The sequence below is a fragment of the Sulfurimonas sp. HSL-1716 genome (assembly GCF_039645975.1).
In the GTDB taxonomy this organism is placed as follows: domain Bacteria; phylum Campylobacterota; class Campylobacteria; order Campylobacterales; family Sulfurimonadaceae; genus Hydrocurvibacter; species Hydrocurvibacter sulfurireducens.
Genome location: NZ_CP147918.1, coordinates 1,725,771 through 1,748,975 on the forward strand (window position 1 = coordinate 1,725,771; position 23,205 = coordinate 1,748,975).

At 38.3% G+C, this 23,205-nt stretch carries 28 protein-coding genes and 1 other RNA gene; 23 read left to right on the top strand and 6 right to left on the bottom strand.

Features of this window, described 5'->3' with window-relative positions; genetic code table 11:
- Positions 1-6: 6 nt before the first annotated feature.
- The 3 genes from hisH to WCY03_RS08780 all read right to left on the bottom strand — a co-directional run bounded on the left by hisH (position 7) and on the right by WCY03_RS08780 (position 2,481).
- Positions 7-618 carry an imidazole glycerol phosphate synthase subunit HisH gene (gene hisH / locus WCY03_RS08770; protein ID WP_345992139.1) on the bottom strand — a complete coding sequence of 204 codons (612 nt, stop codon included), beginning with the start codon at positions 616-618 and terminating at the stop codon, positions 7-9.
- Positions 615-1,520 (bottom strand): PDC sensor domain-containing protein, encoded by a 906-nt coding sequence (locus WCY03_RS08775; protein WP_345992141.1) that lies wholly within the window; start codon positions 1,518-1,520, stop codon positions 615-617. The genes hisH and WCY03_RS08775 overlap by 4 nt, the downstream gene beginning before the upstream one ends.
- A 61-nt stretch (positions 1,521-1,581) precedes the next feature.
- Entirely contained in the window at positions 1,582-2,481 is a 900-nt protein-coding gene (locus WCY03_RS08780; protein ID WP_345992143.1) for a cation diffusion facilitator family transporter, read from the bottom strand.
- Between the two features lie 33 nt (positions 2,482-2,514).
- On the opposite strand from WCY03_RS08780, the gene waaC reads away from it, so the two are divergent.
- Positions 2,515-3,501 carry a lipopolysaccharide heptosyltransferase I gene (waaC, locus tag WCY03_RS08785; protein WP_345992145.1) on the top strand — a complete coding sequence of 329 codons (987 nt, stop codon included), beginning with the start codon at positions 2,515-2,517 and terminating at the stop codon, positions 3,499-3,501.
- Positions 3,498-4,388, top strand: coding sequence for a lipid A biosynthesis lauroyl acyltransferase (locus WCY03_RS08790; protein ID WP_345992147.1), 891 nt, complete (start codon positions 3,498-3,500; stop codon positions 4,386-4,388). The genes waaC and WCY03_RS08790 overlap by 4 nt, the downstream gene beginning before the upstream one ends.
- Before the next feature lie 15 nt (positions 4,389-4,403).
- Here the strand turns inward: WCY03_RS08790 and WCY03_RS08795 are convergent, their stop codons facing one another.
- From WCY03_RS08795 to panB, 3 genes are read right to left on the bottom strand one after another with little or no spacing between them, the layout of a single operon-like run.
- A complete protein-coding gene (locus WCY03_RS08795; protein WP_345992149.1) occupies positions 4,404-5,435 on the bottom strand; it encodes an AI-2E family transporter in 1,032 nt (343 codons plus the stop codon).
- Positions 5,435-6,439 carry a Holliday junction branch migration DNA helicase RuvB gene (gene ruvB / locus WCY03_RS08800; protein WP_345992151.1) on the bottom strand — a complete coding sequence of 335 codons (1,005 nt, stop codon included), beginning with the start codon at positions 6,437-6,439 and terminating at the stop codon, positions 5,435-5,437. The genes WCY03_RS08795 and ruvB overlap by 1 nt, the downstream gene beginning before the upstream one ends.
- A gap of 9 nt (positions 6,440-6,448) precedes the next feature.
- Positions 6,449-7,240: a 3-methyl-2-oxobutanoate hydroxymethyltransferase gene (gene panB, locus WCY03_RS08805; RefSeq protein ID WP_345992153.1), complete on the bottom strand. Its 792-nt coding sequence runs from the start codon at positions 7,238-7,240 to the stop codon at positions 6,449-6,451.
- 85 nt (positions 7,241-7,325) lie between these two features.
- Here panB and WCY03_RS08810 point away from each other — a divergent pair, with 85 nt between their 5' ends.
- The 21 genes from WCY03_RS08810 (at position 7,326) to WCY03_RS08910 (ending at position 23,202) form a co-directional block, all read left to right on the top strand.
- On the top strand, positions 7,326-7,730 hold the full coding sequence (locus WCY03_RS08810; protein WP_345992155.1) for an Hpt domain-containing protein: 405 nt from the start codon (positions 7,326-7,328) through the stop codon (positions 7,728-7,730).
- Positions 7,727-8,467, top strand: a complete 741-nt coding sequence (gene trpA, locus WCY03_RS08815; RefSeq protein WP_345992157.1) for a tryptophan synthase subunit alpha — start codon at positions 7,727-7,729, stop codon at positions 8,465-8,467. Before WCY03_RS08810 ends, trpA begins: the two co-directional genes overlap by 4 nt.
- Positions 8,468-8,585: 118 nt before the next feature.
- A complete protein-coding gene (locus WCY03_RS08820; protein WP_345992159.1) occupies positions 8,586-8,792 on the top strand; it encodes a hypothetical protein in 207 nt (68 codons plus the stop codon).
- A 64-nt stretch (positions 8,793-8,856) separates the two neighbouring features.
- Positions 8,857-9,232, top strand: a transfer-messenger RNA (tmRNA) gene (gene ssrA / locus WCY03_RS08825).
- Positions 9,233-9,412: 180 nt separating this feature from the next.
- The gene (locus tag WCY03_RS08830; RefSeq protein WP_345992160.1) at positions 9,413-9,547 is read left to right on the top strand and encodes a hypothetical protein; all 135 of its coding nucleotides are present in this window, start codon (positions 9,413-9,415) and stop codon (positions 9,545-9,547) included.
- A gap of 324 nt (positions 9,548-9,871) precedes the next feature.
- Entirely contained in the window at positions 9,872-10,189 is a 318-nt protein-coding gene (locus WCY03_RS08835) for a tlde1 domain-containing protein (protein WP_345994076.1), read from the top strand.
- Entirely contained in the window at positions 10,186-10,677 is a 492-nt protein-coding gene (locus WCY03_RS08840; protein ID WP_345992161.1) for a hypothetical protein, read from the top strand. Before WCY03_RS08835 ends, WCY03_RS08840 begins: the two co-directional genes overlap by 4 nt.
- Before the next feature lie 143 nt (positions 10,678-10,820).
- Positions 10,821-11,726 carry a hypothetical protein gene (locus tag WCY03_RS08845; protein ID WP_345992162.1) on the top strand — a complete coding sequence of 302 codons (906 nt, stop codon included), beginning with the start codon at positions 10,821-10,823 and terminating at the stop codon, positions 11,724-11,726.
- Positions 11,727-11,728: 2 nt separating this feature from the next.
- Positions 11,729-13,387, top strand: a complete 1,659-nt coding sequence (locus tag WCY03_RS08850; protein ID WP_345992164.1) for a hypothetical protein — start codon at positions 11,729-11,731, stop codon at positions 13,385-13,387.
- Positions 13,388-13,456: 69 nt separating this feature from the next.
- Complete coding sequence (gspG, locus tag WCY03_RS08855) at positions 13,457-13,888, top strand: type II secretion system major pseudopilin GspG (RefSeq protein ID WP_345992166.1); 432 nt, start codon at positions 13,457-13,459, stop codon at positions 13,886-13,888.
- A gap of 3 nt (positions 13,889-13,891) precedes the next feature.
- On the top strand, positions 13,892-14,407 hold the full coding sequence (locus WCY03_RS08860) for a type II secretion system protein (RefSeq protein WP_345992169.1): 516 nt from the start codon (positions 13,892-13,894) through the stop codon (positions 14,405-14,407).
- Entirely contained in the window at positions 14,404-15,618 is a 1,215-nt protein-coding gene (locus WCY03_RS08865) for a type II secretion system F family protein (RefSeq protein ID WP_345992172.1), read from the top strand. Before WCY03_RS08860 ends, WCY03_RS08865 begins: the two co-directional genes overlap by 4 nt.
- Positions 15,618-16,529, top strand: coding sequence for a hypothetical protein (locus tag WCY03_RS08870; RefSeq protein WP_345992173.1), 912 nt, complete (start codon positions 15,618-15,620; stop codon positions 16,527-16,529). The genes WCY03_RS08865 and WCY03_RS08870 overlap by 1 nt, the downstream gene beginning before the upstream one ends.
- Positions 16,513-17,439 (top strand): hypothetical protein, encoded by a 927-nt coding sequence (locus tag WCY03_RS08875; protein ID WP_345992175.1) that lies wholly within the window; start codon positions 16,513-16,515, stop codon positions 17,437-17,439. The genes WCY03_RS08870 and WCY03_RS08875 overlap by 17 nt, the downstream gene beginning before the upstream one ends.
- Positions 17,436-17,831: a hypothetical protein gene (locus tag WCY03_RS08880; protein WP_345992177.1), complete on the top strand. Its 396-nt coding sequence runs from the start codon at positions 17,436-17,438 to the stop codon at positions 17,829-17,831. Before WCY03_RS08875 ends, WCY03_RS08880 begins: the two co-directional genes overlap by 4 nt.
- A gap of 98 nt (positions 17,832-17,929) precedes the next feature.
- A complete protein-coding gene (locus WCY03_RS08885) occupies positions 17,930-18,358 on the top strand; it encodes a hypothetical protein (RefSeq protein WP_345992179.1) in 429 nt (142 codons plus the stop codon).
- Positions 18,342-18,827, top strand: coding sequence for a hypothetical protein (locus WCY03_RS08890; protein WP_345992181.1), 486 nt, complete (start codon positions 18,342-18,344; stop codon positions 18,825-18,827). Before WCY03_RS08885 ends, WCY03_RS08890 begins: the two co-directional genes overlap by 17 nt.
- 53 nt (positions 18,828-18,880) lie before the next feature.
- Positions 18,881-20,767 carry a secretin N-terminal domain-containing protein gene (locus tag WCY03_RS08895; protein WP_345992182.1) on the top strand — a complete coding sequence of 629 codons (1,887 nt, stop codon included), beginning with the start codon at positions 18,881-18,883 and terminating at the stop codon, positions 20,765-20,767.
- Entirely contained in the window at positions 20,764-22,284 is a 1,521-nt protein-coding gene (locus WCY03_RS08900) for a GspE/PulE family protein (RefSeq protein WP_345992184.1), read from the top strand. Before WCY03_RS08895 ends, WCY03_RS08900 begins: the two co-directional genes overlap by 4 nt.
- Positions 22,277-22,696 carry a prepilin-type N-terminal cleavage/methylation domain-containing protein gene (locus WCY03_RS08905; protein ID WP_345992186.1) on the top strand — a complete coding sequence of 140 codons (420 nt, stop codon included), beginning with the start codon at positions 22,277-22,279 and terminating at the stop codon, positions 22,694-22,696. Before WCY03_RS08900 ends, WCY03_RS08905 begins: the two co-directional genes overlap by 8 nt.
- Complete coding sequence (locus WCY03_RS08910) at positions 22,693-23,202, top strand: prepilin-type N-terminal cleavage/methylation domain-containing protein (RefSeq protein WP_345992188.1); 510 nt, start codon at positions 22,693-22,695, stop codon at positions 23,200-23,202. The genes WCY03_RS08905 and WCY03_RS08910 overlap by 4 nt, the downstream gene beginning before the upstream one ends.
- The last annotated feature ends 3 nt before the right edge of the window (positions 23,203-23,205 follow it).

Sequence of the window (23,205 nt, forward strand, 5' to 3'; positions counted from 1 at the left end):
AATTTCCTATAGTTTTATAAAGTTTTCTAATATTTTAAGCCCATTCGTGTGACTTTTTTCCGGGTGCGGCTGAATACCGAAAATATTGTCACGTGCTACGGCACTTGTAAACTCATAGCCATACTCCGTTTTTCCTATGATGTCCGCTTCGTTTTGGCAGACAACGTGGAAGGAGTGAACGAAGTAAAGGTAGTGCGATTCGTCCATACCGCTAAAAAGCGGATGCTCTTTCGTGAACATCCTGTTCCATCCCATGTGGGGAACTTTCAAAGGATGAGGAAAACGGTTTTTGTCAAATTCTATCACCTTTCCTTCTATCAGTCCGAGCCCTTTACTGTCTCCAAACTCCTCACTGCTTTGAAAAAGAAGCTGCATTCCAAGACAGATGCCAAACATATATTTTCCGCTTGCAGCAAACTCTTTTAGAGCTTCATCCATCCCCCGCTCTTTTAAGTGTTCCATAGCATCGCCGTACGCACCGACCCCCGGCAAGATAAGTTTGTCATAATCTTTAAACTTATGGGGGTCCGACACTATAAAGGCATCTTTTCCGAGTTTGGCAAACGCATTCTTTACACTTGCAAGATTTCCCATATTATAATCGACGATGGCTATCATTTTTGAATCTTCTCTTTCGTAAATTTTATATAGACCGCCAGACTGATGAGCAGCATTGCGACTCCGCCTACTATGTACAAGGCGTATAAGAGCTTGTCAGGGTCCGTTATCGCGAACTTAAAGACCAGCATCAAAGCTTCGATGGACAAAGCGATGATGATGGAGCCCAGGAACTTTACCATCGTCTTGTGCGGTCCCGATATGTTATGCTCTTGCATCTGACCCGTTATCTCCTCTTCGATGATCGTTTTAGTGAGGTCGAACATCGCAAGCGAAAGAGTCAAAAGGATCGTCGCTTCAAAAACGTTTTTTATCTCAAAGTTTTTCGGAGATATTTCGTTGACAAAAAAGCTCTGCACCCCTTTGACAAAAAGCAGCATCGCAACGGCAATCAAAGCGATAGCGAATATCCCGTACGAGTATTTGAAAAAGTTTTTAAAAAAAGTATCGAGAGTGTTGAGATGGGATATCTTGAGAACCTCGTCCAAAGGCATATCCAGACACGCGACATACTTTATCTCGCCATGCTCGTCAAATATCGGTTTGGATGCGGTAATGGTCAGTTCAGGACTGAGCAGGGACGGGTAAGGATCGGTAATGGTACATCTTTTTTCCCTGACGGCTCGGTAATAATAGGCTCTGTCGGCCCTTATCTTGCCTATATCATCTTCTAAAACATTGTCTTTCGCATATGTAGGCGATACCTGAACGCCTTTATAATCCAAAAGGTATACCGCATCGCAGTTCTGCAGATCGGCTTTTATCTTTAAAAGCCTAGGCATGATCATCTCCGGCGAAAGCGACGGCAGCCTGTCGGGAATATTTTTAGAAAACAGATAACAAAAATATGCTCTGGCTTTGGTTCTGCCCTGCGAAAAATCTTGAATATCAGACGCAACCATTTTCGACACCTTTAATAAAATAATTCCGCGATTATACCATCATATTTTTAAATTAACCGCCCTATACTATCGCGTTCATTACTTGACAGCGGTTATGTTCGCACTGAAACGTCGTATGCGTCACGCCGAAATCTTTTTTCAACACCTTTTCCAAAGAATCCAAAACAGCACTGCACTCCTGCAACGAGATATTGTCCTGAAAGTTCAAGTGTGCTTCAAGATGGATACTGTGATCGTCCAGCTGCCAAAGATGGACATGGTGTACGTTTTCGATACCGTTTTGCGTCTCTTTTATCTTGTTGATGATATCTTGTATTGCTATGCCTTCGGGCGTAAACTGCATCAATACGGAGAGCGAAACTTTCATCAGGCTCCATGATGCAACTATCAGATATAAAGCGATGATCATCGATACGAGCGGGTCGACCCAGTATATCTGATAAAAATACATTAAAAGTCCGCCCGCAACGACCGCGACGGAAGTCACCATATCCGTCAGTAAATGAAGATATGCCGCTTTGATATTCATGTTGTGATGGGCATCATCTTTGACAAGCAGTACGCCAAGAGCATTTAAAAATATACTCAGCACACCCAGCCACACAACAGTCAACGAATCCACACTCTGCGGATTGATGAGTTTTTGATACGATTCGTAGATCAAAAAGATAGCGACTGCCATAAGAACGGATGTGTTAAAGAACGCCGCGATTATCTCTGCGCGTCTATATCCGAAAGTCTTGCTTTCTGTATGTTCTTTATGTGAAAGGCGATTCGCAACATAAGCTATAAGCAGCGTCAGTACGTCGCTGAAATTATGAAGGGCATCGCTTAAAAGCGCAAGAGAACCGGAGAATATTCCTCCGATGACCTGAGAAAGCGTGATCGTCAGGTTTAAAATGATCGCGATCAAAAGATTCTTTCCGCTTACGTGGTGGTGGTGATGGTGATGCTGTGACATTTTTCTTCCGATGATTTTGATATAATACCGCCCATGAAACTTAATCACATAGCCTTAGTAAGGCTTTCGGCTCTTGGAGATATTGTTAATGCTACAATTGTACTACAATTTATCCGTCAAGAATATCCCGAGATGAAAATCGACTGGATCTGCGAGGAAGTTTTTGCACCTCTTTTATATGAACACCCGCTCATAGATCAAGTCCACACCGTAAACTTGAAAAAGATAAAAAAAGAGAAAAGCCTCCGGCTTTTAAAGCAGACCGTAACCAAGCTGAAAAACCTCCCGAAATACGATCTTATCATCGATATGCAGGGGCTTGTAAAATCAGCGATAGTCTCAAGGATCATCGGCAAAAATATTCACGGTTACGATAAAAATTCGGCAAGAGAATCGCTCTCTTCTCTTTTTTACGCATCCACTTCAGACATCCCTTATGAGATCAGTGTTATCAAAAGAAACACCGCTCTTATAAACGATGCTTTGGGTTTGCATGTAAACGATGAGATGATAGATGCCAAAAAGCCCACTCTGCCCGTTTATGAAAAAACTTCCTTTACGCAGGAGAGCTATGCTGTCTTTGTCATCGGTGCTTCATGGCAAAGCAAAATCTATCCAAAAGAGAAAGTCGCAGAGGTCTGTAACGCACTTGAGCGTAAGACATATATAGTCTGGGGAAGCGAAAAAGAAAAAAGCGATGCGGAGTTTGTAGCCTTAAACTCGAACTACGCAGAAGTTGCGCCAAGACTCGATCTCAAAGAGCTGTGTGCACTTATCGGTCACGCATCTTTGGTCATAGGAAACGACACGGGACCCACGCATATGGCATGGGCTTATAACGTACCTTCCATCACGCTGTTCGGTCCGACAAACGAGAGGATGATATATCCGACAAACATAAACATCGCGATACATTCGGATTCAAAGGTCGATATATCGCATATCGACAAAAATGATTTTTCCATAAAAGATATAGACCCGAAAACGATCGCAAACAAAGCTAAGGAGCTTTTAAAATGATAGGTTTTTATCTGTTTTTAGTGCTGGAAAAATTTTTGATGCTGCTTCCAAAAAGAACACGGCGCTCTTTTTTCATCGGACTTGCATCTTTGGCATATATGCTGAGCAAAAGATACACCAAAGTCGTAAGACAGAATCTGGAGTTCGTGTATGGGAACGGCCTTGACGAAAAGTTTATAGAAGAGGTGACAAAGTACTCGTACAAATCTCTTCTTTTAAACTTTTTATACACCTTGGAAGGGCGCTACTACTCCATAGACGACATCGCTAAAAAAGTGAAGTTCGAAAATCTCGAGATCATAAAAAAAGTACAAGAGGAGAAGCGTCCCATCATCTTCGTCACCGCCCACTATGGAGCTTGGGAACTGGGAGCAGAGATGCTCAGTGCGTGCGTCGAACCGATCATGGTCGTATACAAAGGGATGAACAACAAATATTTTGAAAAGTATCTTCTCTCATCGCGTGCAAAATGGAATATGGACTATGCGGAAAAACATGGTGCGGCCAAAGAGCTGGTAAAAAGACTGCGCGCAAAAAAAGCGATAGCGATCCTGATAGACACGAACGTAAACAAACAAGACGGCATAGAAGCAGAGTTTTTAAACCATCCGACCCTGCAGATAAAATCCACGGCTTATCTGGCCAGAAAGTTTGACGCGGCGCTCATCCCGATTTTGATACACGCCGATGAAAACGACGAGAACTATACCATCAAAGTGTATGACGAACTTGTTCCGCCAAAAACGGACGACATGGAAAACGACATCCTTGTCTCGACGCAGATGCAGGCATCATGGCTGAGCCGCGAGATACTTAAAAATCCAAAACCGTGGTTCTGGCTGCACCGCCGCTGGAAAAACGACTACCCTGCCATATACAAGAAATAGCTCCTGTTCCTAAAACTACACCGTTACCGATTTTGCTTCCACGAGTTTTAAAAGTGCAAGGAAGAACGAAGTGATCGCAGGGCCCAGTATCATACCCCAGAACCCGAAAGTAGCAAGTCCCGCGATGATGGCGAAAAATATTACCAGTTCATTGAGTTTGACGCTCGATTTGATAAACCTGACGTTTATCTCTTTGATGATTACCGGCTTTATGAACGTATCGGCGATGATCGATATCATCACCACCGAATAAACGGCGATAAAAATAGCCGCTCCCGTATTTCCAAGACTATATTCATAGACCGCAAACGGAAGCCACATCAAAGCACCTCCCACAACCGGGATAAGAGAAGCAAATCCGTACATGATGCCAAAGAGTATCCCGTTGTATCCCATAAAAGAGACGGCTACTCCAAAAAGCGCCCCTTCAAACATTGCCGTCGCGAGGATAGAGTAAAACACCGTGCTCATCACAGAAGAGAGCTCGTACGTCAAAAGCTGATTATCATCCTCTGGAAGTTTTACCACTTTTTTCACAAATCCGATGATCGCATCCCCGTTAAACTGGGCAAAAAAGTAAAAGACTATCACCATAAGCGCATTTTTCAGATATCCGGCGCTGTATGAACCGATCGTCCCCGCATATGAAAGTGCTTTTGATGCCAGATCTCCTATCTGCAGGTCTTTTATCAATCCTACGAGATACGGCTTCAAAAAAAGCAGAAAAGAAGGAGGATTGGCTATCAGTTCTCTTAAAGAGTAGTCGATCTTAGCCAAAATATCTGGGTCTAAGTTATTTAGTTTGATAGTAAAGTTCGCAAGGAAGTAACCCAGCGGGACAAAGAAAAGTATCGCCAGTAAAAAGGTCGTCAGCAAGCTTCCCGTGAACCTTGATTTTGTGAGGGCGGTAAAATAACACTGTATGTTTGCCGTCGATATCGCCAAAAGCGCAGCTATGAGCATCGTAAGTAAAAAAGGTTCATACAGACGGTACATCCAGTAAAGCGATGCGCCGAAAAGTACGATAAGCAGATGTTGTGATTTCATTAAAACAGACTCTCTTTCGGATTTTTAAATTTTATGACGTCAATGGTTTTGTGTGTCGCGATTCTTCCCTTTGCCGTACGTTCAAGGTAGCCGTTTGCTATGAGGTAGGGTTCGAGTACGTCTTCGACCGTTCCTTCATCCTCGCTGAGCGCCGCAGCAATGGTGCTCAGACCGATAGGCCTGCCTTTTGAAGCCACCAAAAGTTCGAGCAGGCGTATGTCCATTTCGTCAAAACCGTGCGAATTGATACCCAGCTCGTTGAGCGCATACTGCGTTCGTTGATGTTCGATATGCCTTTCGTTGGCGACCTCGGCGAAATCCCGCACACGGCGCAGAAGCCTGAGTGCAATACGCGGAGTCCCGCGGCTTCTTTTTGCTATCTCGATCGCGGCTTCTCTTTTTATCTCTTTTTCCAGTTTCTTTGACGCCTGCATGATAATGTGCGAAAGTTCCTCGTCAGAGTAGAAGTTCATCCTGAAGTTCATCCCAAAACGGTCTCGCAGAGGATTGGAGAGCATACCTGCCCGCGTCGTTGCGCCGATGAGGGTAAAACGGGGCAGGTCTATCTTGACCGTCTGAGCCGCTGGACCGCTGCCTATGATGATGTCTATGCGGAAATCTTCCATGGATGAGTAGAGTATCTCTTCGACCGCAGGAGAGAGGCGGTGTATCTCATCGATAAAAAGGATATCGCCCTCCTCCAGATTCGTAAGAATCGCCGCAAGATCGCCGCTTTTTTCTATCATGGGCGCAGCCGTGACCTTGATGTTGGCGTTCATCTCGTTTGCGATGATAAGCGCGAGCGTTGTTTTACCAAGCCCCGGAGGTCCGTAAAAAAGCGTATGGTCAAGCGCTTCGGCTCTTTTTTTGCTTGCTTCGATAAACACGGCAAGATTCTTTTTGATCTGCTCCTGACCTATATACTCACTCCAGGCACTCGGCCGCAGCGTCGTCTCGCCGGCCTCATCGGAAGTGAATCTTTCGATCTCTACTAAACGCTCCATTTTGCTCTCTTAATAACTGTATTTTTCACTTGGGAACTCTCTTGAGCGTACCTCTTTTGCATACTCGGCAACCGCTTCCCTTACCACAGAAGCACCCTCAAGATACTTTTTGACGAACTTCGGCGTAAACTTCTCGAAAAGCCCGAGCATATCGGAAAAGACAAGTACCTGCCCGTCCACGCCCGCACCCGCGCCTATGCCCACCAAAGGGATAGAAACGCTCTTTGCCACGCGCTCCGCCACATCCGCTTTCACCCCTTCGATAACCATACAAAAAGCACCCGCGGCTTCTATGGCTTTGGCATCTTCTATGAGTGAGAGCGCACTTGCTTCGTCCTTGCCTTTTACTTTGTAACCGCCTTCGCTTCTAACAGACTGAGGCAGAAGCCCGATATGTCCGCACACCGCAATACCGTTAGAGGTAAGATGTTTTACAATATCGGCTTTATCTGCCCCGCCCTCTATCTTAACGGCGTCCGCCTGCGTACTTTGAAACACTTTTACGGCGTTTTTAAGAGCCTCTTTTTTTGTCGTATATGTCCCAAAAGGCATATCGCAGATGACAAAACTCGCAGGCGATCCGCTGCATACCGCACCGGTGTGGTATATCATTTGCTCTAATGTAGCGCTGAGAGTATCGTCTTTACCCGCGAAACTCGTATTGAGGCTGTCACCGACTAGCAGTATGTCCGCGCTCTCTTCAAACAGATTTGCAAAGAGCGCGTCATACGCCGTGATCATGACTAAAGGTTTGTCCCCTTTAGAGTTTAATATTTTTGAAATGGTCATTTTTTTTGTCATCGGTAAATCTTTTCGGATAAATTTCTCTAAAGAGATTTTAACCAAAAAATGATATAATCCAAAGCAATATAGGAGAACTGTACTTATGGGCGTAAGACGTGAACTGGAAGCAAACTTTGATTTTGAAATAGTCGATGAGTTTTTAGAACATTTTTCTATGATGGTCGACGTGATGGAACCTCTCATCATAAACCTCGGGAAAAAAAGCAGTTATAAAAACGACATAGGCGAACTTTTTCGCATATTTCACAATCTCAAATCGGCTTCATCTTTTTTAAAGCTCGAACCGATCATAAGACTCTCTACCTTTGTCGAAAGCGCACTTGAAACACTTAGAGAAGAGGAAGGTCCAGCGAACGAAGAGGTCATAACATGGCTGCTCAGCATTAGCGACATGTTTGAAAAATGGTACGATGACCTCAAGCTCGACAACGAACTTTCCAAGATAGAGTTCTCACTATTGAAATTACCTGATATGGACAAAAATTGAAACAACTCGTAGCTTATATAACTTCCTGTTACCCTGAAAAATCTTTTAGCGTCGATCTTGCTCTTGCTCTTGCGGACAACGGCGTCGATTCCATTGAACTGGGCATCCCGTTCTCCGACCCGGTTGCGGACGGCCCCGTGATAGAAAGAGCAAACCACATAGCACTGGAGAGCGGATTTAGATTTCATGATGTTTTAGATATCTCCAAAGAGATCGCCGACAAGATAGACACTCTGTGGATGGGATATTTCAACCCGTTTTATCAGTACGGTATGGACGATCTTCTCAAAAAAGCCAAAGAGCTGAACGTAAGCGGACTTATCATCCCGGATTTGCCGTACGAAGAGGCTCTTGCATACAAAAACGCATTTGACGCCAACTCTGTAGCAAACATCTCTTTTGTCGCTCCTACAGACTCTAAAGAGCGCATCAAGCAGATAGTGACCGATGCCAAAAAGTTCATCTATATGGTCGCATATACGGGCATCACGGGTTCTGGTAAGGCAGAAGACCTGACTCCTTTTATACAATCGATAAAAGAGTTTACCGATACTCCCGCATATGTAGGGTTCGGCGTGAACGAAAAGACGGCAAGAGAGAAAGTAAGAGGAGCTGATGGCGTCATTGTCGGGTCTGCTTTTATACACATCCTTTTAAAAGAGAACCTAAGCTATACGCAGAAGATAGAGGACTGCGCAAGGCTTGCCTTTATCATCAAAAACGAGATCAACGCCTAATTAATTTTTGGCATATAAGCTTTGAAAATGCTTATATGCTGCCGCATTTTTCCACCCGCTCTTTTTAGTTTAATGTTTATGTTTTATACTTCCGAAAATTTTACAAGGATAAAGATCGATGTATAAGGTAATCATAGAAAAACAGTGCGGATGTTTCAAAAAAAGCGGTCACGACGCCGAAGTAAGCTTTGACACCAAAGACGACGCGCTCATGCACGCAAACGAGCGCAAAAACCATATGAACGACGAATGGTGCGGCAAACACAACTTTTATATCGAAGAAGAGGGAAACGACCTCATCATCAGAATGCAAATGGCAGGATAAATTTTTCTATTTAATAAGTACATCTAAACTTATTTATAAGTAAGTTTAGATAGTATTTCAGTATGGGGCTGACCCGGTTTCGACGGGATCAGGCAGCTCATGATTGCATGTCGGACTGAGCACTTCCGTTACGCGGCTCAAATTGCTTAAACGCAAACAATACAAATTATCGCCCAGCTTTAGCAGTAGCTTAAGTTTTAACCCCTCCTAACGAGGCGGGCTGCTTCACCTATGGACTCTGGATAAGTAGGATTCGAAGTATCACCCTTTATGCAGATATATCTTAGGCTTGTCTCAGCCTATGACGAATCTTCGAGGCTCGTCTTGTGTAGCTTTGCAAGTTGTGTGAAGCAGGATTAAATCAAACAACTTCTCTAAGCATGTAGACGTTGTGAGTAGCTTGGTTTCGGACTGGAGTTCGATTCTCCACAGCTCCACCATTGCAAAAAAAATCTTACATTCCTAAAAACAAAAACTTACTTAAAATACAAACTTTTAGCGAGTTTAAAGCTTAATCTATTGCATATAAATATATACAAAACCTACAGGTATTTATAATTTATTGTACATTAAATTTCCTCTATGTTGTACATATACTAACAGTGATATAAGTCAAATCTATGACGGTAATGATAACCTTTTACGCAGATTCAAGAATGCCGTATAAAATGGAGTCTAAAGGAAAAGCATATTACCTTGCATATGTGATCAAGCAGGAACACTCAAAGCTGTTGCAGATGCAAGAGGCAGAGTAGTTAAAACGATAACGTATGATAGTTTCGGTAATATACTAGAGGACACAAATCCTAAACTATACCCCAAGGGCCTTCCTTCGGGGCGCATGTAGATTTCGGGTTTGCTGGAGGATTACAAGACACTGATACAGGTCTAGTACACTTCGGCTACCGTGACTATGACCCGGTACCGCAAAAGACCCTATAGGGTTTAACGGCGGTGATACTAACCTTTATGGGTATGTCCTTTATGATCCGGTTAATATGGTGGACCCGTGGGGATTAGTTTGGGTATACAGCTAATCAACGGGATATTTATTTCAGGTAAATGATTTTGAAGAAATTATATATGGTGGACAAGGTTATTCTGGACATGGAAAAGGATGGAACAATCCATCGATGCAAAATATAAGCAATGTAGGACCAATCCCTCAAGGTACTTATAGAATAGGGAGTTCATATAATAGTACAAAAGTCGGACCTTTTGCATTACCATTGATTTCAGAGAGAAATACTAATACATTTGGAAGATTTAGTTTTTTAATGCATGGTGATAATCAGAAAAGAAATCATAGTGCCTCTAACAGTTGTATGATTTTTGATAGAGCTATACGTAAACAAGTTGATCAAAGTGGAGATAAAATTTTAAAGGTAGTACCATGAAAATTTTGAAATATATTTTATTTTTAATTTTGCCTATTACATTGTTGTATGGAACTGAATGCCATCCTCTTGCAACATTTAAAAAAATCAATTCTAAAGAACTGTATTTTAAAGAGCAAAATATAAAGATTAAATTAAAAACAATGAAAACTATATTTGACAATAGTGCTAATTTAGAGTGGTGGGGTACAGAAAACACAACACCGACGAAAGTAATATCTAGTGTGATTGTTGAAGAAAATAAAAATAAAATAGTTTTTCCGGTGTCGGCATATATAGATTTAACAGAACTTTGGGGAGTTAAGGTTATAAAAGTATCAAAAGGTTTTAAAATAGTTTTTATAGGCTCTCAAACGGATTTTTTATATCAGGCAACTTTTTTGATTCATAACAATCAGCTTGTAGAAAGAAAAGTAATAAGTTGTACATTCCCTGAAGAAAGATGGGAAAAAACGACTTATTCATGGATACAAGACACGGGACAATAAGTAATTTTACTTTATGTATTAAATAAAACATAATATTTTCTTGATTTAATTATTTATTTTAAATATTTTGTGTTATAGTGTAACAAATCAAAAAAAACAATTTATAGCAACAGTTGTATTGCTTGAATTTTAAAGGGGTATAGATGATTCGGGTTTTAGTAATTATATTTGTAAGTTTGTTGCCATTTAGCTTAAATGCTTCGGATGAACATATGGCTAAATCGAAGGGAATAGATCAAGAAAGTATTTTAAGTTTATATCCCGTACCTTCTCAAGTGGATGTTCCTCAAAATGCAGTAATAAAGGTTCAGTTTAAAATACCTTTAGACCCATCGTCTGTTCAAAAACATAATGTTAAATTAGTTGATCTTTCTTCACATCATCATGAGCATATTCGTGGCAATATCGCATATGACAAAGATCAATATCTTCTTACATATACACCCAGTAAATTGCTTCAACCAGGTTTTTATGAAGTTGAAATAAAAAGTTTAAAAGCAGCCAAAACACATAAGCAAAGACATATTCATGAAATAAAGTACCATTTTTATGTTCCTGAAGTTGTAAACGGTTATGCATTGCCTCCGGAACCGGACAAAAAGTTAAACGACTCAACTCTGCTTGGTATAGACTTTAATAATAATGGGATTAGGGATGATGTTGAGCGACTTGTAATCATAGAAGAATCGAAAAATAGTGAGTATCCTAAAACACAAATAGCAATTTCTATGCAATACGCTTGGGCATGGCAAAAGATAATTGATTCTCCAACGTTAGAAGCTAGAAAATATTTGGAAAATGCTTCTTCTTGTCAATGGTATTGGTTTGCTAAAAAAACTAAAGATATTGAGGGTTATGTTGAATCAAGAAAATGGAGAAAAGAGCATATAGGAAAATTAGGTGTAGAGCTTGAGGATAAAATTTTTAATACTAAAGAGCGCACTCTTCAACGTTTTAAATTTAATGAAGCATGTAGCGGACAAATATTTTCACTTCCAAAAGATACTATAGAAAATTGTCAAATAAATATTGATGAGTTGGGAGAATAGTTTTGAAGAAGTTATTATTTATTTTATCATTAATGATTAGTTCTTTACTTCTTGCTCAAACACAAAAAATTAATGAATGTAAGACTGATATATACTTTGGGAACGGTGTATGGAATAAACAATATTCAAGAGATGATTGTGACAAAGATAGTGCAGCGGAATGCAGTGTTAGAGAATTAAATGATTTAATTAACAAAGAAATAATAAAAGACGATCCAAAACTAAAAGCTAACTATGGAGAAGTAAAACTTCAGTACAACTGGAGTTATGGCAAAATGATAGATTTACTTGAAACATTTTACCAATTAAAAGAGGCTGGTCAAATCAGTGAAAAATCTTTTTTCATTTTAGTTGATGAACTAATGGGAAAACAGGTAAGTGCTATATCAGATGAAAATTTATTGAATTTAAGACAACAAATTATTAGTGCCATAACAACTGCTGAAGAACAAGATGTAAATAACATGCTTGTAAAGTATTATAATACAAGTTTTCAATACAGTCATAGAGTTCTTTTAGTTTCTCATTCTCAGGGAAATATGTTCGCAAATCGCGTTTATGCTGCAATATCTCCTACGGGTTATCAAAATTATTTTGCAAACCTACAAGTTGCATCACCTGCTAGTGAAGTCAAAGCTAAACTAGGTGATTATGTTACAGGTTATATTGATCCTGTGATTAATACCATACCCGGTAGTATGCAACATAATGCAGATTTAGACTTACCCGGTGGGCATAAGTTCGTTGAAGCATATTTGGCTAGTCAAGACACAAGAACTAAAATAATTCAAAAGATACAACAACTACTAGCGGCTTTAGATACTTTACCTTCACAATGGGAAACAAATCAAGAATTCAATAAAGACACCATGAATTATAGAATTACAGTTAAACATCGTTTTGATCCTAATGCTGTAATAGATGAAGAAGTTTTTCCATTTAATACTAGTCAAAAGCTATATACAGTTAATTATAACGGTACTCCTACGTATGTAAAAGCAAGTTGTGGAGGTACAAGTATAACACTGCAGAATGATACATACTGGCTTATTAATAATCCTGAAGAGGAAAAGATTAAAGCATCAAAATGTCTTGATACACAATATTTTGATTTAGTTACAAACACCTGTAAAGATTATAGTAGTTATAAATATGATTATAACGGTACTGTAGAGTTCAAAGCAACAGGCATAAGATATGATTATCATTATGAAGGCGGGTATATTAATAGTTATGATTATTATGATGGAGGACATATTGTTTACGATAAAACATCCAATGTAGAAGCAACTAAAACGATATACTACCCTAATTTTAGGAGAGAGCTAGGTTTACCGAATGCTACAGAATCTTGTGAAACTGTACCTCAAAATCCTGCTGGCAGCTATCTTCTACTAGAGAATAAAATAGTATTCTTAGGAAATAATACTTTTGAAAGAGTACAAGGTAGGATACAAGTAGGTGGAGGAATGTATCAAAACTGTTTTTTAGGATTTTTGTATAACGTTGGTGAATATTTTCCACCTGATACTTCTTTCGATGAAGAATGGATTAAGGAGTATAAAGGGCCTGATGTAAGAGAGAATGGAGGTGTAGGCTATGAGATATGGACAACCAGTTATAAAATCATTCAATATGGAACAGTTACTGGTGTAAAATAAAAATGTAATGCATGAAGTAAATATAGCAATTTTATAATATACTACTTTTAAATTGTAAGGAAATGTTAAATGCGAACAAAGTTTAGAGGTGCTTTCACCCTTATAGAATTGATGATAGTCATCGTAATTCTTGGACTTCTAGCTGCAATGGTTGTACCTAATCTTGTAGGTAAAGGTGAAGAAGCCAAACAAAAGATTGTATGTGTGAATATGAAAAGTCTTTATGATGGTCCTTTAGACATGTTTAAAGTAGACAACGGGGTGTACCCTACTACAGAAGAGGGGTTGGCTGCTTTGGCTAAAAACCCCGATGAGAATAAATACTCAAACTACTCTAAAAAAGGATATTTAAAAGATGGCAAGATTCCTAAAGACTCTTGGGGGAATGATTTCATTTACCTCAATAATGAGGGCAAAGTGGAACTAGTGTCCTTGGGGGCAGATAAAAAAGAGGGCGGTAAAGATGAATACGCCGACATTAAAATGAGTGAGTGTAAATAAGGAGTGAAAAGAGGAGCTTTTACTCTTGTGGAGCTGATGATAGTCGTGCTTATTATCGGTATTGTCTATACGCTTGTCATAGTAAACTTTAAAACAAAAGAGAGTGATGAAAAACCTCTTTCTTTAGAGAAACTCAAAAGTTATCTACAGCATTTTCATTTTAAAAGCCAAGTACGTCTGTTGTGTCTTGATGAATGTAACGAATGCGAAGTAATCGTGGACGGTAATGAAACGGCTCGTTTAAAGCATTTTGTAGACAAAAGTATTGAGATGTACAGATACGACCCTTTGAGGGGAATGGTACTTTTGGATGAAAGTTATTATGACAAAGAGCAGGAACGGCATCATGTCTGTTTTTCTTACACGATGTATAAAAACGGTGTAGGGGATCAAATAGCTGCTGTATATAAAAACCAAGCTTATGATTTCACACCTTATCTAGAAACTGTGAAAGTATATGAGTCGATCAATGAACTGCAAAGCGCCAAAGAAGAAAAAATAGAAGAGTTAAAAAGATGATCTATAAATATAAAGGTATAGACGCTGACGGCAATAAAGTAAAAGCCAAAGTAGAAGCATCCTCACTTACAGAAGCAAAAAGTAAACTTGCTGCGCAGAACATCATTTATGAAAGTGTATCCGAAGATAACAAAACTCTTTTTGAGGGATTTTCATTCGTTCGAAAATATAAAATTCCTCCAAAAGAGCTTTCGTCGCTTTCCAGAGAGCTTGCTACATATATTCGTTCGGGGATCAGCATCGTTTCTGCACTTAAGATCGTTAAAACTCATTATGAAAACGACAAGCGAATGAAGCTTTTTCTAAACAGTGTCAGTACCTATTTGGATGAGGGGAAAAACTTTTATACGGCATTGCAAACACAAAATGTGGCGATCTTGCCCGAGTTTTACAAAGAGTCTATTAAAGTAAGTGAAGACGGGGGAATACTTGAAGAAGTACTTATGGAGCTTTCACGTTTTTTAAAAGAACAAGAGAAGCTGCATAAAGAGATAAAAAGTGCATTTATGTACCCCGGTTTCATGATAGCGGTTTCATTTTTTATGATCTCTTTTATGCTTGCTTTCGTAGTACCGCAGATTACGGGGATATTTAAAAGTTTAAATCAGGAACTCCCCGGTGCAACAAAAGCCGTCATATGGACAGGTGAGTTCTTTGAAGCAAACGTGGTGCATATGATCATTCTTTTTTTTGTTGTGATCTTTTTATTTTTATTCCTAATGAAAAAGAGTCAATCTTTTGCCTACTTTTTTCATAGACTACTTTTGCGGCTGCCTTTGTTTGGAAAGATAACCCAAAAAAGCGAGTTGGCGCGTTTTGCATATATTGCTTCGCTTTTAGTCCGTTCTGGGGTACCTTTTGTTCAAACTGTGCAGCTTAGTGCGAACATTCTCAATAACACTGTCTTAAAAGGTGTATTTAATAGTGCTGCGACTAAAGTCGTTGAAGGAAAACTGCTTTCTAATGCACTAAACAATGCTTCGTTTAAAGTCGACTACGCTTTTGTTCAAGCTGTTGCACTCGGTGAAGAAACTTCACAGCTGCAAAATGTCTTAAGTAACATTTCCGAACTCTATTTTGAAGAGAACCGCGATAAGACCTCAATGATGCTTACACTGCTAGAGCCGCTACTTATGCTCTTTGTGGGCGGGACTATCGGCTTCATAGTCTCTGCGATGCTGCTGCCTATCTTTTCAATGAGTATATCGTGATGAGCAAAAATGGTATAGCGCTTCTTTTGACCTTGCTGTTTATTATAGCTATGACCGCATCTGTCGGAATAGGACTGAAGCAGATGAAAAATGCGCAAACAAGCGTAGTTAACGACAAGTTTATGACTCAAAGCAGAATGGTGGTAGACGATGTTTTGACGATTTTAAAAAACAATAGTATATTGGACAAGATAGTACACGATAAATCTGTTGAAGAACTTCATACTTTTTTATCTCAAAGTAAGTCACTTCCTTTGAACATAAGCGATTTAGAGATAGATATTGCCGTAACGAGTGCGAGATCGAAGTTTAATATAAATGATCTTACAGATGCTAATTCGACTATAAATGTAAAACGTGTAGAAATTCTAAAAGAGTATATGAGCAGACATAATGTAAATAGTAATTTTGTAGATATGTTACTGGATAATATGGGGAAAGTTAAAGAGGCTATGCTCTATAATAGTAGCATTTTTGATGATAATCCTACACTGTTTCGAGATTTTATTGCCTCATTGCAGCATTACAACAAAATAATGCAGTATTATGAACAACGCTATAATGATCCAAGTGTTGAAAAGATAGATGCAAAAGAGCTGTTCTCGTTTAGCTCGAAGCGAGATGACAGTATTGATCTAAACTATGCTACGGCCGAAGTATGGCAGATGTTACTGGGAGTGGATGGACAAACAGCGCAAAAACTTCAGAATAAAGAGGGAAGTTTAACGAGTTTTGATGACCTTGGAATATCCAAGATGCAGCAACAGCATCTTCAAAATTTCAATGTTAGTTTTTTTGAACCTTATCTATTGGTCAAGATAAAAATACGACAAGAGAAAAAAGAAGCAAATGTACGTTTTGAATATGACATAAAAAATAAAAAAGGGTATAACTTTGTTTACGAAATATAAACAAAAAGCCGAGATGCGGCTTATCGGTGACAATGTTGAACCTTTACAGGTGAATGTAAAAGCAAACATAATATTGCCTCCCTCTTTTTATTGGTTCAAAAAGCTTTCCTTACCCGTAAAAAGCGTACACAAAATTAAAAAACTACTACCCTCACTCTTTGAGAGCTTTATTCCTCCAGGAGAATACAGCTATAGTGTTTATAAAGAGGGAGAGTTCTTTTATGCATTTGCATATGATGACAAAGCCATCATAGATCAACTGGCTAAAAAAGGTCTGCTTTTAACACAGATCGAAGGTGTCTATTTTGCACAAAGTGAATTTTCTAATAGTGATCAGGATATCATTCTAGATGATGCAAAAGTCTTACATGTAAAAGATGGTACTGTTATAACAATACCACGAGAGTGGGTAAAAGATGCCAAAGAGATCGACTTAACAAATTTCATTCTTTCAAAGCACAAAATAAACCTCAAAGAGTATGGACATATCATTAAAACCGACAAACTCTATAAGTTCGCAGTTGTTCTACTTATCTTTACATTTATAACGTTTGGTAAGTATTTTTTCGTGCATCATGAGGTACAAGAGATACAAGAGAAATATTCTCGACTCTTTACACAATACTCCCTTTTACCTACAATGATGCAAAACCGTTCTGTTTTGAAACACTATGAATCGGTATATAAAAGACAGATAAAACTGCGCCAGATATTTGCACAACTTATCTCTTTAAAACTGCCTAATGGAGTCAAGTTAAGTGCCATAAAAGCACAAGACAAAACAGTTAGTGCAGAATTTACAGCAGAAGATGTCAAAAGTATAGATGCACTTCAAAACCTGTTAAGCAAGATCACAAATGTGCAAGTGCAAAAACAATCAAATGTGTTACATGTAGAGGCTGCTTTATGAGAAGTGTCAATCTTGTCTATATGTTTGTTCTTCTGGGGATGTTGCCTATTTTTTCTATATGGAAGCTGCATAGTGAAAAAGAAAATGTTCATGATCTTAGAAGCAATTACACGCAAACTTTAGAGATGGCTAAAAAACTCAATAGTTTAAAAAAGGAATACAAAGACAATAGAAGACTTCAAAGCGAGTTGCAACGTGTAATTGCACAAAATCAAGAGTTGCAGGTAAAGAAAAAAGGGGATATAACAGTTCTGACATCACAAAATATTAATTATATGAAGCTCAACAATGTCGTTTCAAAGCTTTTTAACGATTCTTTTAATTTACAAAAGATTGAAATCAAGCGGGTCGACGACATTCATGCTCAACTGTATGTGGAGATAAAATGGTAAAAAAAATACTTATATTTATACTCTATCTGCTTTTTTTCATAATCGCACTGCTTTTAACAGTTCCAAAAGAGAGACTATACTTTTTTGCGGAGCAGGCATTGCAAAAACACCAGATTATAATCAATGAGAGGAGTATTCAAGAGCATGCTTTTTCATTGCAATTAAACGGAGTAAATGTATTTGTCCGAAGAGTACCAAATGCATCTATTGAAAGTGTAGTTATTCGTCCTTATCTCTTTTATAACGCAGTCGATTTGAAACAGGTGTCATCCGATAAGATGATGTTCTCTTTTGCAGCCGAAAAAATAGAAAAGCTTGAGATGTATCAGAGTATTTTTAATCCTCTATCTTTGCATTTAGAAGCGCATGGCAGTTTTGGTACATTAGAAGGAAAGTTTTCCCTTTTAAACCGTCATCTTTTTTTGTTGTTAACCCCTTCAAAACTGCTGCTGCAAAACCGAAGTGATTTGCTAAGAAACTTCGTTAAAAATCAAAAAGGAGAGTATGTATATGAAAAAAATATCTAATACTTTAGACTTTAACATACTCTTAAAGCTTTTATATCTCTTTTTATTGGCTGATCTGTTTTCATTATTTTTGGCTTACTACTTACCTGTACAGGGAGTAAACAATATGCAAAACGATCATTATGAAATTCCTTATATTCGAACAAACCTTCAAAATATGTTTCCCGATGCAAAGCAGGTAAAAAGTGATGAAATGCAAACCCTGCAGAGTATGACTATTTCAGATATTATTTTAAAAGGTCTGTACGGAAATGAGAAAACGGGCTTTGTCATTGTTTCTTTAAAATCAGAAAGAAATAAAACAAAGATTGTAGCCATTGGAGAAAACTTTCATGGTTATGTGTTGCGTTCAATAGCCTTAAAAAGTGCAAAATTTATGAGGAATGGTCAAGAGTATACGGTCAATTTAGAACAGCCGCATACAGTTCCAAGTTTCAATATAAGTTCATATAAGGCTGAAAAAAGGTAATCTAATCATTAAAGCTGGTAGTGCGGTGAAATAATAAAAATATGGAGTAATATATGCGATTCATTAAAGTGTCTTTTCTTATTTTGTTTTTAGTTGTCAATCTTTATGCTAGAGAGAAGGTAAATGTCAATCTATCCAATGTCGAGATCAACGATTTTATTGAACTTATCTCAAAAATAATCCATAAAAATATTTTAATTAATTACAAGTTGACCGGTAAGGTAAACTTTGTCAGTAGCGCACCTATATATGAAGACGAGTTAATGGGGATACTTGTTTCTGTGTTAAATACCAAAGGGTATACGCTAGTGCAAAACGGTTCCTTATATGAACTTGTCCGTTCAGCAGATGCATCGAAAAGCAATGTACAAGTGGTTCAGAAAGGAAAAGGTCTTTATGGTAGTTTAATGGTCACTCAAGCTATTGATGTCAAAGGTGAAAATGTTGATGTCGTAGCTTCCAAAGTACGGCACTTACTTTCACAAAACGCAAAACTCATTACAATGCAGGAAAGCAATACCCTTTTGGTGACCGATTTCCCCGGAAATATCAAAACGATTAAAGAAGTTATAGATCAAATAAATGTAAGTCACCAGAATATTGTTAAAGTCGTACATATAAATTATGCGGAGATAAAAAAACTTCAGGCGAACCTTACGACTATTGCTGCAAGCATTTTCAATACAAAGATCAATAGCGAACAGGTGAAGATTCTTTTAGATAATGACACAAATAGTCTTATTTTAGTAGGAAGTCCACAAAATGTAGAAAAGCTTACAAAACTAATTGCAGAGTTGGATATAGAGTCTAACGGCAGTAAATTAACAAAAATATTTGAACTCAAAAACTCTGATGCTAAAAATGTGGCAGACAGCTTGAACGCAATCATGTCCAAACAAGTTTATACTGATCCGGATGCTAAACCGTATATATCTACCAGCCAGGAAATAAATGCTGTTATTGTCGTAGGACAACCGAATACTATTGCAGATATCAAATCGATTATCGGCGAACTTGATAAAGAGAAGTACCAAGTGTATGTAAAAGCGGAAATAATTCAGATCAATAAGACAAATACTGAGAATTTAGGATTAAAATATGGTTTTGCAGCGGGAGATATCTCTTCAAGCGGACTCTATGCTATGAGTGCGAATTTTGGAGATGCTACACTTACAAGCCAGGCATCTACAAGTGTTCTTACATATTTGGGTGATATCGGAAGCGGTGCTAAAAGTACCTTTGCTTTAGGTGCGACATTAGATTTTTTAAAGACTCATGGTGCCTCAAAATCACTTTCAAATCCTTCTATTCTTTGTGTGAACAATAAAGAATCCTCTATTTATGTCGGAAAAACAATTTCAATTAAAACAGGGAGTGTTACGGGGACTACGACATCAGGTGTTACCGACAGCTATAAACGAGAAGATGTAGGGTTGACTCTAAAAATAAAACCGCGAGTTTCATCAAAAGAGAAAGTAACGTTAGATGTAAAAGCCGTCTTGGAAAATGTATTGGATGACGGAAGTAATAATGCTACAGGACAGCCTGTTACTTCTAAACAAGAGGTGAAAACAGAAGCAATACTGCGTCATGGAGAAAGCATCATAATCGGTGGACTCGTTAAAAACTATAATACATCAAGTAAGACAAAAATCCCTGTACTTGGAAACATTCCTGTACTTGGAGCGTTGTTTCGTTCAACTTCGACTTCTACTGAGAATGATAATATAGTCGTTTTATTGACCCCATATGTTATTGATAAGAGTGAAGAACTTTCCAAACTGCAAAAAGATCTGGGCATTTTGGCACAGATACAAAAAAGTTATAATGATCAAATTTTCAAGAAAATTGAGAAAAACAAGAAGGAAAATAAGCAAGAAGACAATGAAACTAAACTTAACCCTGCCGATACGATCTTCGGGAAAAAGAACGGCAGATGAAACTAGATATACAGGTACTGCATACTTTTGATTTAGAACCGTTTGAACCGAAAGACATAAATACTGAACTTTCGGTAAAAAACTATCTGCTTTTTGCAAAATACCAAAAAAAGATTACAGCCTTTACGAGTGAACGTTATATTGTAGAGGCAAGCGGTTTTTACGATAAGATAAAACAGTATTACCCCTTAATGCTTTTAGATCAAGATTCCTATGACAGGCTCTATAACCGTTTTTTGGAGTTACGAACCGATAAAACGATTGAAACGATGCAGGAAGATTCCAATACTATGCAAGAGGAAGCCGATATCTCTCTAACGGACTTCCTGCGTACTACTTCGGACATTCTTACAAGTCAAGAATCTGCTCCTATTATTAAGTTTGTTAACGCACTCTTTTATCAAGCGATCAAAAAACGTGCTTCGGACATCCATATCGAAGTCCATGAAAATAGAGGTGAAATACGTTTTAGAATAGATGGGATGCTCGTTAAGAATGCAGATATAGATAAAAAAGTGCTTGGACTTATTGTCAGCCGTATCAAAGTCATCTCCAATCTGGATATCTCCGAAAAACGTATTCCTCAGGACGGTCGAACACAAATCAAGATATCGGGTGAGACATTGGATGTACGGGTTTCCGTACTGCCGACATTTTATGGTGAACGCGTAGTTATGCGGATTTTGATGCAAAGTTCACAGATCCCGCAAATAGATGAACTTGGGTTTGATGATAGTCTTATAAATGACGTGAAACGTTTGCTGCGTCTTTCTCATGGGATCATTTTAGTAACGGGACCTACTGGAAGCGGGAAAACTACCTCGTTACACTCTTTTTTACGAGCGGTCGAGTCTCCTGAAAAAAATCTCATTACCGTTGAAGATCCTGTTGAGTACAAAAGTGAAAAGATATCTCAGATTCAGGTGAATGAAAAAGTCGGTTTGACCTTTGCATCTGCCTTACGTTCCATTTTACGTCAAGACCCTGATGTCATCATGATAGGGGAGATTCGTGATGAAGAAACAGCATCCATAGCCGTGCGTGCTGCATTAACAGGGCATTTGGTTTTTTCTACTTTACATACTAACTCAGCTGCCGCAACAATCTCTCGTCTTGCAGATATGAAAATAGAACCTTTCTTAATATCCTCTTCTTTACTCGGGATCTTGGCGCAAAGATTGGTTCGCATTTTATGTCCTACATGTAAAGAAGAAGACTCTTTAGCCGAAGAGTTCTCAAGCGATTACGATATCTCCAAAGAAACAAAAATATTCAAAGCAGTTGGGTGTCCTCAGTGTAATTACAGCGGTTACAGCAAACGGCGTTCTATCGGAGAACTTTTAGTAATGAATGATGATGTTAAAGAGATTTTAAAAACCACAACCGATGAACATACTATAAAAACTCTCCTTGAAGCACAAGGACTGAAGACACTTGCAAAACAGCTGCGTCAAATGCTCATAAATGGAGAAACATCTTTAGATGAAGCAATACGCATTGGTTTAGGACATGAGTAAACACAAAGGTTTTACTCTCATAGAAGTCATGGTGGCAGTTATGATTATATCTGTTGTCATTATGGCACTTTTACAGATGCACGCTAATTCTACGAATCTTTTCTCAAATATAGAAGAGAAGTTAACAAAAGAAGATCTGTCCTCCTTTTTTGTAGGTAATGCGGATTACGGGTTTAATAAAGAAAAAGTAGATGCATATGAACTTGTCAGCGAGTTTTCTTTAGATGATGATTTTCGAAGACAACTAAAACAAAACAAGCTGAGTATTGATTATGAACAGTTAGATACTCCTGATGACAATAACCAAACAAATTCTCTAAACGGAATTGTTTTGTATATGGGAAAAATGGATGTTAAGAGTAAAGATGAAACTGCTTCATTTTACAGACTTACTACAAGAAGTATAAAATGAGAAAAGCATTTACACTCATAGAGATGATGATATCTATTGTTATCCTCTCGATTATGCTGCTTTTTTTGTATCGAAGTTACAGCTCTTTGAACCGTTCAAATGAGGTGTATGAAAAAAAGATGGAACAGATACAGAATTTTGAAACAAAGAAAAAACTCTTTTTTTCAGATTTTACCCTCTCTTTATTTGACAGTGTACAAATATTGAACCAAGATAAAAGCAATGATGTTGTTTTTTTACAGACTACTAACTCTGTACATCAAAGGTTTAACCCGTATATTGCATATATAGTAAAGGGACATGAACTTTACAGATTAGAGTCCCTCAAACCTTTTAAGACATACCCATTGCCGCAAGACAGTGAGTTTGATATCGATAATCTTGGTAAAATAAAAAGTTTCAGAGTATATGCATCGCCTACAAACAAAAGGGACTTTATTTTACATGTAGAGTTTTATGGCATGCAGACGATTCTGATGAAAATAAAAGCTCTTAATGAAGAGTGATTT